14 protein-coding genes and 2 pseudogenes are annotated in these 14,829 nt (G+C 63.5%); 11 read left to right on the plus strand and 5 right to left on the minus strand.

What is annotated here, in order from left to right; all coding sequences use genetic code 11:
• Positions 1-10: 10 nt before the first annotated feature.
• The 3 genes from ACFQDL_RS19725 to ACFQDL_RS19735 all read right to left on the minus strand — a co-directional run bounded on the left by ACFQDL_RS19725 (position 11) and on the right by ACFQDL_RS19735 (position 3,078).
• The gene (locus tag ACFQDL_RS19725; protein WP_379910509.1) at positions 11-1,603 is read right to left on the minus strand and encodes a DUF1302 domain-containing protein; all 1,593 of its coding nucleotides are present in this window, start codon (positions 1,601-1,603) and stop codon (positions 11-13) included.
• A gap of 405 nt (positions 1,604-2,008) precedes the next feature.
• A complete protein-coding gene (locus ACFQDL_RS19730) occupies positions 2,009-2,257 on the minus strand; it encodes a hypothetical protein (RefSeq protein WP_379910510.1) in 249 nt (82 codons plus the stop codon).
• Between the two features lie 134 nt (positions 2,258-2,391).
• The gene (locus tag ACFQDL_RS19735) at positions 2,392-3,078 is read right to left on the minus strand and encodes a hypothetical protein (RefSeq protein ID WP_379910511.1); all 687 of its coding nucleotides are present in this window, start codon (positions 3,076-3,078) and stop codon (positions 2,392-2,394) included.
• A 166-nt stretch (positions 3,079-3,244) separates the two neighbouring features.
• Here ACFQDL_RS19735 and ACFQDL_RS19740 point away from each other — a divergent pair, with 166 nt between their 5' ends.
• The 11 genes and pseudogenes from ACFQDL_RS19740 to surE all read left to right on the plus strand — a co-directional run bounded on the left by ACFQDL_RS19740 (position 3,245) and on the right by surE (position 12,994).
• Positions 3,245-3,739 (plus strand): nuclear transport factor 2 family protein, encoded by a 495-nt coding sequence (locus ACFQDL_RS19740; RefSeq protein WP_379910512.1) that lies wholly within the window; start codon positions 3,245-3,247, stop codon positions 3,737-3,739.
• Positions 3,740-3,763: 24 nt separating this feature from the next.
• Positions 3,764-4,252, plus strand: a complete 489-nt coding sequence (locus ACFQDL_RS19745) for a nuclear transport factor 2 family protein (protein WP_379910513.1) — start codon at positions 3,764-3,766, stop codon at positions 4,250-4,252.
• A gap of 23 nt (positions 4,253-4,275) precedes the next feature.
• A complete protein-coding gene (locus ACFQDL_RS19750; protein ID WP_379910514.1) occupies positions 4,276-6,060 on the plus strand; it encodes an FAD-dependent oxidoreductase in 1,785 nt (594 codons plus the stop codon).
• A pseudogene (locus ACFQDL_RS19755) lies at positions 6,047-6,909 on the plus strand (SDR family NAD(P)-dependent oxidoreductase). The gene ACFQDL_RS19750 and the pseudogene ACFQDL_RS19755 overlap by 14 nt, the downstream one beginning before the upstream one ends.
• A 115-nt stretch (positions 6,910-7,024) precedes the next feature.
• Entirely contained in the window at positions 7,025-8,137 is a 1,113-nt protein-coding gene (locus ACFQDL_RS19760) for a DUF1214 domain-containing protein (RefSeq protein ID WP_379910515.1), read from the plus strand.
• 9 nt (positions 8,138-8,146) lie between these two features.
• Positions 8,147-9,325, plus strand: coding sequence for a sulfotransferase family protein (locus ACFQDL_RS19765; protein ID WP_379910516.1), 1,179 nt, complete (start codon positions 8,147-8,149; stop codon positions 9,323-9,325).
• Positions 9,326-9,470: 145 nt separating this feature from the next.
• Positions 9,471-10,016, plus strand: a pseudogene (locus tag ACFQDL_RS19770) (SDR family NAD(P)-dependent oxidoreductase); the annotation flags it as partial.
• 38 nt (positions 10,017-10,054) lie between these two features.
• Positions 10,055-10,249 carry an SDR family oxidoreductase gene (locus ACFQDL_RS19775; RefSeq protein ID WP_379910517.1) on the plus strand — a complete coding sequence of 65 codons (195 nt, stop codon included), beginning with the start codon at positions 10,055-10,057 and terminating at the stop codon, positions 10,247-10,249.
• A 219-nt stretch (positions 10,250-10,468) separates the two neighbouring features.
• Positions 10,469-10,903: a nuclear transport factor 2 family protein gene (locus tag ACFQDL_RS19780; RefSeq protein ID WP_379910518.1), complete on the plus strand. Its 435-nt coding sequence runs from the start codon at positions 10,469-10,471 to the stop codon at positions 10,901-10,903.
• A 93-nt stretch (positions 10,904-10,996) separates the two neighbouring features.
• The gene (locus ACFQDL_RS19785) at positions 10,997-11,911 is read left to right on the plus strand and encodes an NAD-dependent epimerase/dehydratase family protein (RefSeq protein WP_379910519.1); all 915 of its coding nucleotides are present in this window, start codon (positions 10,997-10,999) and stop codon (positions 11,909-11,911) included.
• A gap of 114 nt (positions 11,912-12,025) precedes the next feature.
• Entirely contained in the window at positions 12,026-12,994 is a 969-nt protein-coding gene (surE, locus tag ACFQDL_RS19790) for a 5'/3'-nucleotidase SurE (RefSeq protein WP_379910520.1), read from the plus strand.
• Positions 12,995-13,302: 308 nt separating this feature from the next.
• Here surE and ACFQDL_RS19795 read toward each other — a convergent pair whose 3' ends face one another.
• The gene (locus tag ACFQDL_RS19795) at positions 13,303-14,052 is read right to left on the minus strand and encodes an SDR family NAD(P)-dependent oxidoreductase (RefSeq protein ID WP_379910521.1); all 750 of its coding nucleotides are present in this window, start codon (positions 14,050-14,052) and stop codon (positions 13,303-13,305) included.
• Between the two features lie 178 nt (positions 14,053-14,230).
• Positions 14,231-14,827 (minus strand): NAD(P)/FAD-dependent oxidoreductase, encoded by a 597-nt coding sequence (locus ACFQDL_RS19800; RefSeq protein WP_379910522.1) that lies wholly within the window; start codon positions 14,825-14,827, stop codon positions 14,231-14,233.
• Between the last annotated feature and the right edge of the window lie 2 nt (positions 14,828-14,829).

Consider the following 14,829-nt stretch of genomic DNA (forward strand, 5'->3'; position numbering starts at 1 on the left):
GTTGTGGGTGTCAGAAGCTGTACTTGACGTTGAAGGACACGAAGTCCCGGTCGCTGAGGGCGCTTTCATCGGCATCGCCGAGGAAGGCGGTATATCTCAGTTCGGTCTGGAGATTGTTGAGGTAGGTGAATGAGGCGCCGATGCTGGCGCGGTTGTCGCCTTCGCTGAAGGTACCGGCCACCGAGGATTTGCCGTTGACGCCATGGCTGAAGTTGATCGGCACCGTCATGTCGACGCCGGTGAAGACGTTGTAGTAGTCGAGGTTCAATTGGGCGGTATAGCCCCAGGCCGACTTGTCGTTGGCCAGCTCGTCGCCGTTCCGGTCCATCACCCTGTTGTAACCGGCCTCGCCGATCAGGGTGACCATATCGGCGATCGTCTTCGAGCCGAAGACGTGAATCACCGAGACCTGGGCCTGGGCGATGTCGTCGAGCACGGTCAGGTTGTTCTGGTCCAGTACCGGGGCGTCCACGCGATACGACAGCTCGCCGCTGACCTGGGTATCGCCGATCAGGGTGCTGATGCTGGCGCCGTGCAGGCGGATATCCTCGACATAGTCGAGATGATAGGTCGTCGGCACGATGACGCTGCCCGCCGGCATGCCCAGGGAAGCGGAAATGTCGGTGAAGCTGCCAAAGCCGACCTGCGGTGTCTTGTCGTGGTAGTTGAGGGTGTAGAGGCCGTATTCCGTTCCCGAGTCGGCGATATAGCGAAGCGCCATGCCCCACTGGCCACTGTCGCTGGCCTTGCGGTCATTGCCGCGGGTCAGGGCCGGAAAGAAGCCGCCCATGCCGTCGGACGCCAGTATCGACTCGCCGCCCTCGTCGAGGATGTCGGTCGTGCTGAAGTAGCTGCCGACGGCATCGATTTCGGTCTTGTTCCAGTCGTACTGGTAATAGGCCGAGGCACTCAGGTTGCCGGTCAGGTCCACCTGGGCGAAAAGCTGGCCGACTGGCAGGAAGATGTCCTTGACCTCGACGCCGGGCACATTCGCCTTGGTCGCATCGACCGGACTCTGGGCCGACGAAATGCCGTTGAACAGGAACAGGCTCTCGCCCCAGCTGACGACCTGGTCGCCCAGGCGCAGGCTCATGAAGCGGTCGTCGAAATTGAAATTGCCGTAGAGGAAGTGATCCAGCATGCGTACCCGGGCACCGTGCTGGTCCTGGGTCTCGTCGGTGAAGCTGTTGTGGTCCACCGAGAGGTTGTTGCTGGTCCCCGGCGAGTCATGGTCGTTACGGCCGAAATAGGCATCGTCGTAGAAGCCGCTGGCACGTACGAAAGCGCCGACATTGTTGTACTGCAGATCGGCCTCGGTCAGAAAGCTGAACCGATTGGAGATCAGCCCCTTGTCGAAGCTGCGGTTGCCGTCATCGGCGTTGGGGTCGGCCAGCAAGTCGTCGTCCCGGGACTCGACACGCCAGCTGGCGCCGTAATTGACCACCGTGTCCCAGTCGATCCGGACCTCGTCGCTCGGCGTGAACGAAAGCGCATGGGCTGTGCCGGCGGTGAGCGGCAACAGCCCGGCCAGAGTCATGGCCTGAAGAAGCTTGTTGGGTCTTTTCAGCCGACGCAGAGGAAGTTGTTGTTGTTTTACTTTCATAGTGTCCCCTTGAACATGGGTTGGGCGGATGAGGTACAGCGATTCCGGGGGCTTCGATTATCCTGGCGCTCCTGATGAGGGGTATTGCTCAGGCATGGCCGGAATCATGGCCGTCCGGTGGTCACTATTGCATCGACCCTTTTGGGGAACATCGTCCAATAAGACTATTAATCGACACCGAGCCAACGGGTATTTTATAGCGCCGTCAGAGCCTGTGGATGGAAGTTGAAACAAGAATGAAACAGTATGCTAAATTAACTGGCTATCGCTCTCTATTGTCTATTAAACGAATAAAAAGAGGCGGCCTATTTATTCGGCTGGCCACTTTATGCCGACTGCCGTACAGGCCCCTGGAAGGGACTAATACTAACGTTTATATTGCCGGATAAGGCCTGGTGACGGTGATTAGAATCCGATCAGGCCGAGCTTGGAAAGCCCGCGCAACTCAATGGCAGAAAGGTATAGCGTTGGATTCCCGGCTGGCGTCGCTTCCGGAGGGAGTTCGCCATTGAGTGGCGCAGGGCAGAGGTCGCAGTAGCTGACTGGCACGGCACCGCTGGCCGCTGTTGCGACGGCCTGACTGTCGTGGGAGCAGCTGGCCAGCAGGGAGGCGCTGAGCAGCAATAGGGTTGCCAGAGGTAGTCCGGTTTTCATTTTTATGTCCTTTATTATTGTATGGTGTCCGGTCGCGGGACCTGTCTTGACCGGACACTTGCATCCTATAACGCTGGCCTGGGGTCGCGCCTAGTCCGTTTGGACGATGCCCGGGCAGAAAGTTTTTGTTCCGGCTATTTCAGCCTGTACTCGCTGGTCGGTACCACATCGATCTTGTCGAAATCGATAAAGCGTACGCAGGAGTCGATCATTGCCTGCTGGCGGGCCTCGAGCTGGTCGTCGTCCGTGGCGCCGTAGAAGGCATGCTGCGAGCTCATGGCTTCGGCCGGGAAGTTCTCCTCGATGATGGCCGTCAGCGGCGGCGCACCATAGGTCAGGGGGCGGGCGATCACGTTCTGGCGATAGCCGAAGGTGCTCTGGGTGTCGATGGCGACCTGGGTATGGCTGTTCAGCCAGATGTCGAAGAACGCCTCCTCGGACAGGCGCGGCGGACGCGTCAGACAGACCGTCTGGCACATGCCGGGAACGCGGGTGTCGTTTTCCAGCGCACGGTCCACCACCAGTGGTTCGGACTCGGTCACCAGGTAGCCGGCAATGCGCAGGCCGGTTTCACGCAGTGCCTGTTCCAGCGGTGCCCGTCGAAAGGCGGTGTCGACCCAGATATGAACGAAGGCATCGGGACTGGGTCGCAGGCAGTCCTGGCGCAGTGCTTCGGCCGGCCGCACGGCGTCGTCGTCCACGCAGAGGCTCAGTCGCCGAATCTGCGGCAGTACGGGCTCGAGTGCGTTTTGCAGTTTGTGTCTGAGGGCATCGCCGCGGCAGTCGTTATTGCCCCATACCAGATACACCAGCTTCTCCATTTTATTCTCCCGGTTTTTCTGTGGCTGGAATCCGGATCCTATAACGCCGAAGTCATAATGCGCTTAGTCTCTTCGGACGATGTGAGGCTGAATTCATAGCGCAAGAATCGGTGGGCATAAACTGGCGTTCAGGGATCGCCGGTCCAATGAATAACAAGGAACGCCCATGACTGGTTCGAGCGCGATGTATTCTTCGTCTCTCCGGGAGCGAATAGAAAAACTCGAAAGTGTCGAAGAAATCCGGCAATTAAAGGCCCGTTACTGGCGCAGCTGCGACCGCAAGGATCACCGGGCGGTGCTCGACTGTTTCGTTGCCGGCGAGGTCGAGATCGATTATGGCCCGATCGGTTTTTTCAGCGACCGGGAATCCTTCGTCAAGGTATTCCGGGCGCTGGGGTGCAAGGACAATATCGTCGACATGCACCATGGTGCCAACCCTGAAATCGAGCGGATCGACGCCTACCACGCCAACGGGATCTGGGATCTCTACTTTTTCACCATCGATACCGATGGTCGTACCTTCATGCAGCTCGCCGGGCGCTACGAGGACCGCTACCTTCGGCTCGACGGCGAATGGAAAATCGAATCCACCCGCTTCGTCGCCGCGTCCCGTTTCGGCGGCCGCGTCGGTGCCGACGGTACCCTGAGCATCGCCCCCTGACCCCACAGCAAGAGGAAAACCACCATGAGCGACCTGACGGCTCTGGATGCGCGCCTGCGCGCGCTCGAGGATCTGGAGCAGATCCGCACACTGAAATATCACTACTGGCGCAGTGTCGACGCGCGGGACTTCGAGGCGGTCGAGGCTTGCTTCGCCACCGGTGCGCTGGTGATCGACTATGAGCTGTTCGGCAGTTTCGAGCGCCGCGAAGACATGGTCGAAGCGATCCGCAATGCTGGCCTCGGTGCCGAGGTGCAGGACTTTCACCATGGCCAGAATCCGGAAATCAGGCTGACCGGTCCCGACAGCGCGGCCGGACTCTGGGATATCTACTACTTCATGCTCGATCCGGCCTCCGGTACCACGCTGCAGCTGTCCGGTGCCTACGAGGACGAATACGTCAGGCAGGACGGCGAATGGAAGGTTTGCAAGAGCCGCTTCGTTGTCACGTCCCGTCTGAGCGGCCAGATCAGCGAGGACGGCCAGTATCGGGTGGCGGCGCTGGGGCGCTAGCACATCGCCACAGGAGAAAGGCAATGAACGCGATTACGGACAACCTCGAGGTGGACGTGCTGGTGGTGGGCTCGGGCGCGGGCTCTCAGGCCGCGGCGCTGCGGGCCCATGACAATGGCCTGAAGGTGCTGGTCATCGAGAAGAGCGACCGCTACGGCGGTACGTCGGCTGTGTCGGGCGGCGGTATCTGGATACCCGATAACCACCAGATTCCGGAACTGGGAGGATCCGACTCCTTCGACGAAGCCCTGCAGTACGTCAAGACGGTGACCCGCGGCATGGTGCCAGAGGCGCGTATCCGGGCCTATCTCCAGCACGCGCCCAGGATGCTGCGCTATCTGGAGGAGAATACCCGGGTCCGCTTCAAGGCGCAGCCGCAATACAGCGACTATTACCCGGAAGAGGCGGGCGCCAAGCCCGGTTATCGCTCGATGGATCCGAGCCCGTTCGATGCTCGGACACTCGGCGATGAGTTCGCGCGCATGCGCGAGCCGTCGCCCGGCACCCTGATGATGGGACGTATGGCGATGACCATGGCCGAGGCCCGGGTGCTGCTCTGTCGCGGGCCCGGCTGGATCGGCCTGACCCTGAAGATCCTGTCGCGTTATTACCTCGATATACCGGGGCGGCTGAAGTCGCGGCGGGACCGCAATCTGACCCTCGGCAACGCCCTGGTTGGCGCGCTGCGCCGCTCGCTGATGGACCGGAATCTTCCGCTCTGGCTCGAGACCGCGGCGCAGGAACTGCTGTTCGAAGAGGGGCGTGTCGCCGGTGTGCGGGCGACACGTCACGGCGAGACGGTGGAGATTCGCGCCCGCAAGGGCGTGATCCTGGGCGCCGGCGGCTTCGAGCGCAATCAGCAGATGCGCGAGCGCTACCTGCCGCGTCCGTCCCGCGCGAAATGGACGGCTGCGCCGCCGTGCAACACCGGTGACGGTATCCGGGCGGCGCTCGAACTGGGGGCGGCGACGGCGCTGATGGATCACGCCTGGTGGGCGCCGACCGTAAGAGTCGAGGGTGAGGAGAAACAACGCGCGCTCTTTGTCGAGCGCAACCTGCCCGGGTGCATCCTGGTCAACAGCGCCGGCCAGCGTTTCGTCAACGAAGCGGCACCGTACGCCGACATCGTCTATGCGATGTACGAAGCAAACCGGACTGACGCGCAGAGCGTGCCGGCCTATTTGATCTTCGATGCCGACTATCGTCACAAGTACCCCTGCGGCCCGCTGCTGCCGGGCTATGCGCAGCCGGACCGCGCGGTGCCGGCCTCGGTGCGCAAGAGTTTCAAGTGCGCCGACACCCTCGAGGCACTGGCACAGATGCTCGGCATCGATCCCGCCGGCCTGTGCGCGACGGTGGGGCGTTTCAACGAGCATGCCCGGGAGGGTCGGGATCCCGACTTCCATAAGGGCGAAAGCCTGTTCGACCGCTATTACGGCGATCCGACCGTGACGCCCAACCCCTGTCTGGCGCCGCTCGAGAAGGGGCCCTTCTACGGCATGGTGGTCGATGCCGGCGATATCGGCACCAAGGGTGGCCTGGTCACCGATACCCGTGCCCGGGTGCTGAACGAGGCGGGCGAACCGATACCGGGACTCTATGCGATCGGCAACTCCGCCGCCTCGATGATGGGGCCGACCTATCCGGGCGCGGGCTCCACCATCGGGCCGGCGATGACCTTCGGCGTTCTGGCGGCCGACGACCTGGCCGTCGACGCCGGTCAGCCGATCCGCCACGCGGTACCGGCCAGAGCCGGCACTACTGCAGTTGCACAACAGGAGGCGAGAACAGCTTATGAGCTTAGATGACAAATCCGTGGTGGTCGTGACCGGTGCCAGTCGCGGCGCCGGCAAGGGGATCGCCCTGGCACTGGCCGAAACCGGTGCCACCGTTTACGTCACCGGGCGCTCGAAAAACGAGGGCGACAGCCCTTTGCCCGGCACCGTCTTCGCGACCGCCGAGGAGATCGACCGGCGTGGCGGCACCGGCGTCGCGGTGGTTTGCGACCACGGTGACGACGACCAGGTCCGGGCGCTGTTCGAGCGGGTGCGCCAAGAACGGGGCCGGCTCGATATCCTGGTCAACAACGCCTGCGCCATCCCGCCGCAGCTGACCGAACCCGGCCCTTTCTGGGACAAGCCGCTGTCGATGCTGGATATCCTCGATGTCGGCATGCGCTCGACCTATGTCGCCAGCTATTACGCCGCGCCGCTGATGGCGGCGCAAGGGGAGGACTGGTCGTCAACACCTCCTCCTTCGGCGCCCGCTGCTACATGCACGGTCCGGCTTACGGCGCCGGCAAGGCCGCGGTGGACAAGTTCGCGATGGACATGGCCCACGACCTGAGGCCCTTCAACGTCGCGGTGCTGTCGCTCTGGATGGGCATGGTGATGACCGAACGCACGCGCGGCGTGGTCGACGCCGAACCCGACAAATACGCCCACATCGTGGCGGCGGCCGAGTCGCCGGAATTCACCGGCCGGGTGATCGCAGCGCTGGCGCGGGATCCCGAGCTGATGAGCCGCTCCGGTCAGGTCTGCATCGGTGCCGAGCTGGCGCAGGAGTACGGCATCAGCGATATCGACGGCCGCCAGCCGCCGTCCCATCGCGATTTTCTCGGCGCACCGGTGCAGGCTTCCGGCGCGGTGGTGGAGTAGTGGAGGGAGTGGTGTCCTCTTTGGGAGTGATGCCCTAAGTGGGAGCGGCGCCTCGCCGCGAACAACGTCGCACATCTGAAATCACCCAATAACGATAACAACGAAGGACAGCCCCATGACTGAAGATAAAATGGAATCCGCCCTGGTTTCGGGCGAGCTCTGGCATCGCTTCTGCGACACCCTGAAGCGCGCCGGCGATCAGGTCCTGCGTGAGGAGGCGCCGGCCGACCCGGCGACCCGGGCGGAGGGCTTTCGCTACCTGAGCCGGCTGCTGCGCATCGGCCTGGAAATGCACCTGGAGTTCGCCGATCCCGACTTTCCCGGCTTCATCAAGCCGTCCCACGAAACCGCCAAGATCGGTGCCGACAATCCCGACAACCTCTATCTCTATGCCCGGCTCAACGGCGCCGCCAGCTACCGGATCCGCGGCCGGCGCAACAGCGTGCATTACCTGAGCCTGCGCACCCAGAAGGGCGGTTACGAGAGTGACGGCAAGATGACCGAGACCGGCTTTATCGATGCCGGTGACCTGGTCCTGGACGCTGAGGGTAATTTCGAGATCGTCGTCAGCGCCCAGCCGCGGCCGGGCAACTGGTTGCCGATGGAGGCAGACACCAATGCCCTGGTGGTACGCCAGACCTTCCATGACCGCAGCCGGGAGGTCGGGGCAGAGCTCAGTATCGAACGGATCGGGGCTGATGGATCCGCGCCGGCGTCCGAGCCTGCGCAACTTGGCACCGGCCTGCTTCGCGCGGCGGACTTCGTCGAGGGCACCGCCCGGCTGTTCGCCGATTGGGCGCAGAGCTATCTGCCGCATCCCAACCGGCTGCAGCCGGCGGACCAGGCGCTGTGCCAGTCGGTGGGCGGCGATCCCAACATTTTCTACTACCACAGCTACTGGAGCCTGGCCGACGACGAGGCGCTGTTGATCGAACTCGATCGCATTCCCGACTGCGAGACCTGGAACCTTCAGGTCAACAACTACTGGCTGGAGTCGCTCGACTACCGCTATCACCGTATCTGCATCAACAAGCACAACGCCCGTTACCGCGACGATGGCGGCGTCGCCCTGGTGCTGTCGCACCGCGACCCGGGTCTGACCAACTGGCTCGAGACCGCCGGGCATCGCGACGGCACGCTCTGCTTCCGCTGGGTCGGAGCCGCGGAGCAGGTACATCCGACCACCCGGGTGGTGAAGCTCGATCAACTGTCGGCGGATGTCGCCTGAGGAGGAAAGATGATCCATCAAGCCCCCAGCCTGGATGCGGATGCGCTGATCGCCGAGGCGACGCGCGAAACCGGGCTCGACGATTTCGGTGACTGGTCGTTTCGCGAGGCCCTGGCGCAGTTGCTGCAATCGCTGGACCGCGAGGCCGCGCTGACCGATGCCGGCTGTGCCATGCAGCGGCGGCGCATCATCGATATTCTGCGTACCCGCCTGCGCTTCGAGGATTATCTGAAGCGTTACCCGGAGATCCTCGACGAGGCGATCGAGTCACCGGTGTTCATTCTCGGCCTGCCACGTACCGGCACCACCTTGCTGCAACGGCTGCTGGCGGCCGATCCGCGTTTCCATTCAGCCGCCTACTGGGAAACCCGCTTTCCGGTACCGCTCGAGGATCAGGACTTCAGCGACCCCGCGGACCCGCGCATTGCCGTGGCGCGGAACGAAGTCGAGGCGATGCTCGCGGCCGTGCCGGAACTGGCATCGATCCATCCGCTCGAGGCCGAGTCTGCGGACGAGGAGATCACGCTGCTGGAGCAGTCGTTCTACAGCACCAATCCGCTCGCCGCCGCCAATGTGCCGAGTTTCGCGGCCTGGGTCGAGTCGCAGGACCAGACCGACGGCTACCGCTACCTGCAACGGTTGCTGCAGTTCCTGCAGTGGCAGAAGCGTCAGCGAGGCCTCGAGGCCGAGCGCTGGGTGCTGAAGTCGCCGCACCATATTCACCATCTCGAGGTGCTGCTGAAGGTGTTCCCCGGTGCCCGGGTGATCCAGACCCACCGCGACCCGCTGCAGACGATCCCGTCGCTGGCAAGCTTTGTTCATACGCTGCGTCGCCTCACCAGTGACAGCTGCCGCGCCGAGGATGCCGGCAGCCAGTGGAGCCGCAAGATGGCGCGGGGCCTGGCCCACTGCCTGGCGGTCCGCGATAGCACATCCCCCGACGCCTTCCTCGATATCGCATTCGAGGAAACGGTGGGCGACCCGATGACGGTGCTGGAAAAGGTCTACCGCTTCATCGGCATGCCACTGACCGACGAGGCCGTCGCGGCGATCGAGCGCTGGCGCGCGGCCAACCCGCGCGAGAAGCGTGCGTCGCACCGTTACAGCCTGGCGCAGTTCGGCCTGACCGAGGCGCAGATCGAGCGCGACTTCGCCCGGTACCGCGAACGTTACGGCTTCGCTGGTTGATTTGAAGACAGTTCGCGGCGGGGCGCCGCTCCCACAAAAGCCAGGTGGATCCTATATCCGTGGGAGCGGCGCCCCCGCCGCGAATGCTTTTCACCCGAAAAAACAACAAGGAGCAAGAACAATGCTGCTGAAAGACAAGGTGGTGATGATCTCCGGTCTCGGCCCGGGGCTGGGTATCAAGCTGGCGACCATAGCTGCGCAGGAGGGCGCCCGCGGCCTGGTGCTGGCGGCCCGTACCGAGGCCAAACTGGACGAGGCCAGGGCCGCAATCGAAGCGCTTGTGCCGGACTGCCGCATCCTCTGTGTGCCGACCGATATCTGTGATGTCGCCCAGTGCGACCGGTTGGCTCGGCGTGCGCTGGAGACCTTCGGTCGCATCGATGCGCTGATCAACAGCGCTTACTACCACGGTAACTTCGAGCCGATCGAAAAAGCCGATCTGGACGAGTGGCGCAAGGCCGTCGAAACCAACCTGATCGGCACCATGCAGCTGACCCAGGCGTTGATTCCGGTGATGAAAGAGCAGGGCCGCGGGGCCATGGTGATGATCAATACCCAGGCCACGCGCAAGCCGATCGTGCTCGATATCGGCGGCGAGTCGGGCTATGCCGCCGCCAAGGGCGCGCTGGGCACGGCGGTCAAGTATCTGGCCAGGGAGCTCGGCGGCTACGGCATCCGGGTCAACTCGGTTCACATGGGCTGGATGTGGGGGCGCCGGTCCAGGGTTATGTGCAACGGACCGCAGCCGAGCACGGGGTGCCGGAGGAGCAGATTGTCGCCGGCATCACCCGGAATATCGCGCTGGGCAAGATCCCGACCGACGACGACTGTGCCCGTGCCGCGCTCTTCCTGGTCTCCGACTATGCCGCTGCAGTGACCGGCGCAACCCTCGATGCCAACGGCGGCGACTATATGGCGCCATGACACGTCGTAGCGGCTCCTCATGTGGGAGTGGCACCTCGCCACGAATGGCTCCGGCGCCGGGTTTATTCACGGCGGGGGAAGTGCCCTTTGGGTGCGCCGCTCCCACAAGCGCTAGTCCCACAATCGCCGCTCCGACGCCCACCGCTCATCCATTTGGACGAAGCCAGGGGCGAAGGGCTCGATAAGTTGGAGCTTCAAAAACAAGAAGCGGAGAACAAGATGAAACCGGAAATACTGCAAGATCTAATGGCGATCCAGCAACTGGTCTATCGCTATGCCCGCGCCGCCGACAATCGCGATGCCGATGCCATGGCGGCCTGCTTCGCCGACCAGATGGTGCTGCAGGGGCCGGGCTTCGAAATAGTCGAAAACGTCGCTGCGGTGGTGATCGACGGCCTGTCGATCTATGACTGGACCATGCACAACGTCCACAACCTGCTGTACGAAGTCGATGGCGATCAGGCATCCGGCGAGGCCTACTGCGTCGCCAGCCATCTGCTCGAGCAGCATGGACGGAAGGTGAAGCTCGACTGGTATATCCGCTACCGCGACCAACTGGTGCGCCAGAACGGTGAATGGCGCTTCAGCCAGCGCCGGCTCAGTGTCGAATACACCACCACTGTGCCGGTAAGCCCGTTGGGGGCGGCTGCCTGACCGGAAAGTTCCGCGATCACGACAACCTTTGGACCAACGTGCCGGTGGTCAGCGGCAACGTTTTCGAATTCTGATTACTGGATGGATAACACTATGAAAATTCTGGTTATAGGCGGTACCGGCATGATCGGCGGCCGCATTGCATGCCACTTGAGGGAACAGGGCAACGAGGTCACCATCGTGGCGCGCAAGAATCCCGCGCCGGAAACGGCGATGGCAACCTTTCCGGTTCTGCTGCGCGACTACACCAGAGGCGACTTCGCCGAGGCGGACTTCGCCGGCTTCGATGCGCTGGTCTTCGCCGCCGGGCACGATGTGCGCCACCTGCCGGAAGGAGCGGACTACGCCACTTACTGGGACGAGGTCAATTCCCGGGCGATACCCGCCCTGTTCGAGCTGGCCCGGGCCGGCGGTATCCGCCGGGCGGTGCTGGTCGGCAGCTTCTATCCACAGGTGATGCCGGCGCTGATCGACCGCGAGCCCTATGTCCGCTCCCGCCATCTCGCCGACCAGGGCGTGCGCGCGCTGGCGACGGACGCCTTTGCCGTCTGCAGCGTCAATGCGCCTTTCGTTGTCGGCACCGAGCCCGGCCTCAGTGTGCCGATGTTCGAGGCCTACACGATGTACGCCGAAGGCAAGCTCGAGGGCATGCCGGTCTATGGCCCGGCGGGCGGTTCCAACTTCATCTCGACCCAGTCGCTGGCCGAGGCCGTCTGGGGCGCGCTGCAGCGGGGCGAGTCCGGCAAGGCCTACCTGGTCGGCGACGAGAACCTGACCTTCGCCGACTACTTCGCTACCTTCTTCCGCGCGCTCGGCAGTGCGGCCGAGGTACCGTCGCTGGACCAGGAGCACCCGCTGTTGCCCGATGCGGCGATCTACACCGGACGCGGCAATATCGTTGCCTACGAGCCCGATGCCGGCGAGTCGGCGCTGCTGGCCTATCGCCGCAACGATATCCAGCGTACCGTCGATGCCATCGTGGCGCAGTATCGCAGCGACGCCGCCTGATCCTGAGGTTTCTTAGTCCGACTAGACGATGCTGTTACCTGGGAGCACTGGAATAGTGGCGGGGCGCCCCGGGGAACCGGGACGCCCTTCGACGTAAATAAGGGAGAATAAAAAATGCGATTCAATCGACTGGCTGTATGTGTGACGGCCGGGGCGGCACTGCTGCCTCTGCCGTCCCTGGCCATGAACGTTTTGCTGGTAAACGACGACGGCCTGACCGCCAATGTCCAGGCATTGCGCACGGCGCTGCTGGCCGCCGGCCACGAGGTGCTGCTGAGCGTGCCGTGCCGCAATCAGAGTGGCAAGGGGGCCTCGCTCGACTTCTTCAAGCCGATCGGGCCGCTGACGGAGACCTGCGTCGGCGAGGCGGCGACGGTCGGCGACCCGGGTGTCGGGCCCATCGACGGGCTCGACGATGCCCATTACGTCGACGGCACACCGGTGATGGCGACGATGTATGGCCTCGACGTACTGGCACCGCAGCACTGGGGCATGGCGCCGGATCTGGTGCTGTCGGGCCCGAACGAGGGCCAGAATCTGGGCACCATCGCGCTGACGTCGGGCACCGTCTCCAATAGTCAGTACGCCTTGAGCCGTGGCGTATCGGCTATCTCCGTCAGCGCCGACCACCATACCAGCAAAGACGCTTCCTTCGCGCCGGAAGTCGCGGATCTGACGTTACAATTGCTGGCGCAACTCGAGGCACGTTCTCTCGACGACGAACTGCTGCCGGACGGCGTGGCGCTGAACGTCAACATCCCCGATTTCCATCTGGGCGAAAGTACCCTGCTGCCCTGGGAAGTGACCCGCTTCGGTAACTTCGAACAGATGAATACGTTTTTCGTCACCAGCCTCGGCGACGATCCCCTGGCCGCCAGGTTGGGGCTGGCCGGCGTCGACTTGCCTGGCGTCACCTTTGCGTTTTCGAGCCCTGACGACGCCACCGCCGATACCGACCCGCAGAGTGAAGCGCTTAAGTTGCTCGAGGGCGCTATCACCGTGACGCCAATGCAGCTCGGCTACGAAGCTTCGCTGGAAGAAAGCCACCGCCTGAGCCAGTATCTCCGCCAGGCCATGCAATAACAGTGCTCTGCTCAAGGGCGGGGGATGTCCACTGACGGACTCCCCCGCCAAACTCCCTTCGGTTCCCCTCGAATTCCTCATACACGTGGGAGTGGCGCCCCCGCCACGAACGCTTTTGGGTTTTGTGCCGGGTGGCGGGGCGCCATTTCTACGGGGTCGCCTGTCCGTTGTGGGAGCGGTGCCTCACCGCGAAAATCCACCGGGCTCGAGCAAAGCGTTCTCGGCGGGGCGCCGCTCCCACAAAAAAGCGCCACTCCCACAGGGTTCGCCGGGCAGGTTGGGCCGAAGCCCAACGCCCGGCAGTGGAGTCAGAAGGAAGGGCCGGCCAGGATGCCGCCGTCGACCACGAATTCGCATCCGGTGGAGTAGGAGGCGTCGTCGCTGGCGAGATAGAGGTTCAGCGCCGCGACTTCGGAAGGTTCGGCGATGCGGCGCATCGCCACCATCTCGAGCGCCGAGCCCTCCTGGCCGGGCGGCGGCGCCGGCTGGTCCTCGGTCAGCATGCGGGTATTGACCGCACCGGGGTGCACCGAGTTGACCCGGATACCCCGCGACGCCAGCTCGAGCGCGGCGACCTTGGTCATGCCGCGTACGGCGAACTTGCTGGCCACATAGGCGACCTTGCCCGGCAGGCCCATCATCCCGGCCAGCGACGAGACGTTGACGATGGCTCCGCCCTTGTTGAGCACCGCGCCCGCGGTCTTCATGCCGAGGAAGCAGCCGAGCTGGTTGGTCGTGATCACCGCGTTGTACAGCTCGGTGCTGGTGTCGAGCAGCGGTGCCGAGCGGTCGATGCCGGCGTTGTTGATCAGGATATCGAGACCGCCGAAAGCGACCTGGGCCTGGTCGACGGCCGCCTGCCAGCCGGCCTCGTCGCCGACGTCCAGCTTCACGGCGATGGTGTCGGGCAGCTCTTCGGCGAGGGCCTGCGCGGCCTCGATATCGATATCGGCCAGCACCAGTTTTGCCCCGTTTTCGGCGAACAGGCGGGCGGTCGCCGCCCCTACACCGGCGCCGGCGCCGGTGATCAGGGCGACCTTATCGGTCAGTTTTTGCATTGTCGGTATACCCCTGCGTTATTCGAGGATACGGAATCGGAAGAGCCGGGCGGTCGCCACCCCGGCTTCGACATCAGCGCCGGTGCCGGAGAGTAAGGCGATTTTTCGCTCGGCTTTTACATTGTCCGGATGCCCTTGCGTTATTCGAGGATGTAGTCGTCGGCCTTGGGCTGCTTGGTCATCTTCCAGTAGTCGAGGATGCGGAACGGCAGGTTGGCAGTGACCCGGCCGCTGGCGTTCTTGTACCAGTTGTTGACCCGCGGCGAGCCCAGGCGGTGCCGGCGTTGATTTCGTCGACCCGCGCGTTATAGGCATCGTGGACCTCCTGGCGGCAGTCCAGGGTGCGGTTGTCGCTCTCCAGCAGGATGCGTAGGCAGCGGAGGATGTAGTTCATCTGCGACTCGGCGTTGTGGGCGATGCTGCCGGCGACCACCAGGTTGGTATTGGGGCCGTAGATGCAGAACAGGTTGGGGAAGTTCGGCACCGTGATGCCGAGATAGGCGCGGCCGTTGTCTCCCTGCCACTGCTCGGCCAGCTCGATGCCGTTGCGTCCAACGATCTTCATCGGGAACAGGAAGCGGTCGGCATTGAAGCCGGTGGCGCAGGCGATGATATCGACCTCGTGAAGCTCGCCATCCTGAGTGACGATGCCTTCGGGCACGATCTCGCGGATACCGGTGGTGACCAGCTCGACGTTTTCCTGCTGCAGCGCTTTCAGGTAGGAGCCATTGTCCTGCAGGATGCGCTTGCCGAACGGCGGATATTTCGGCAGCACCT

Origin of the sequence: Marinobacterium aestuariivivens, from assembly GCF_042661465.1 — a bacterium.
Classification (GTDB): Bacteria; Pseudomonadota; Gammaproteobacteria; order Pseudomonadales; family Balneatricaceae; genus Marinobacterium_A; species Marinobacterium_A aestuariivivens.

Excerpts from the sequence above, each read along its gene's own strand:
- ACFQDL_RS19725 (WP_379910509.1), bottom strand. The coding sequence starts at position 1,603 with ATGAAAGTAAAACAACAACAACTTCCTCTGCGTCGGCTGAAAAGACCC.
- ACFQDL_RS19730 (WP_379910510.1), bottom strand. The coding sequence starts at position 2,257 with ATGAAAACCGGACTACCTCTGGCAACCCTATTGCTGCTCAGCGCCTCC.
- ACFQDL_RS19735 (WP_379910511.1), bottom strand. The coding sequence starts at position 3,078 with ATGGAGAAGCTGGTGTATCTGGTATGGGGCAATAACGACTGCCGCGGC.
- ACFQDL_RS19740 (WP_379910512.1), top strand. The coding sequence starts at position 3,245 with ATGACTGGTTCGAGCGCGATGTATTCTTCGTCTCTCCGGGAGCGAATA.
- ACFQDL_RS19745 (WP_379910513.1), top strand. The coding sequence starts at position 3,764 with ATGAGCGACCTGACGGCTCTGGATGCGCGCCTGCGCGCGCTCGAGGAT.
- ACFQDL_RS19750 (WP_379910514.1), top strand. The coding sequence starts at position 4,276 with ATGAACGCGATTACGGACAACCTCGAGGTGGACGTGCTGGTGGTGGGC.
- ACFQDL_RS19760 (WP_379910515.1), top strand. The coding sequence starts at position 7,025 with ATGACTGAAGATAAAATGGAATCCGCCCTGGTTTCGGGCGAGCTCTGG.
- ACFQDL_RS19765 (WP_379910516.1), top strand. The coding sequence starts at position 8,147 with ATGATCCATCAAGCCCCCAGCCTGGATGCGGATGCGCTGATCGCCGAG.
- ACFQDL_RS19780 (WP_379910518.1), top strand. The coding sequence starts at position 10,469 with ATGAAACCGGAAATACTGCAAGATCTAATGGCGATCCAGCAACTGGTC.
- ACFQDL_RS19785 (WP_379910519.1), top strand. The coding sequence starts at position 10,997 with ATGAAAATTCTGGTTATAGGCGGTACCGGCATGATCGGCGGCCGCATT.
- surE (WP_379910520.1), top strand. The coding sequence starts at position 12,026 with ATGCGATTCAATCGACTGGCTGTATGTGTGACGGCCGGGGCGGCACTG.
- ACFQDL_RS19795 (WP_379910521.1), bottom strand. The coding sequence starts at position 14,052 with ATGCAAAAACTGACCGATAAGGTCGCCCTGATCACCGGCGCCGGCGCC.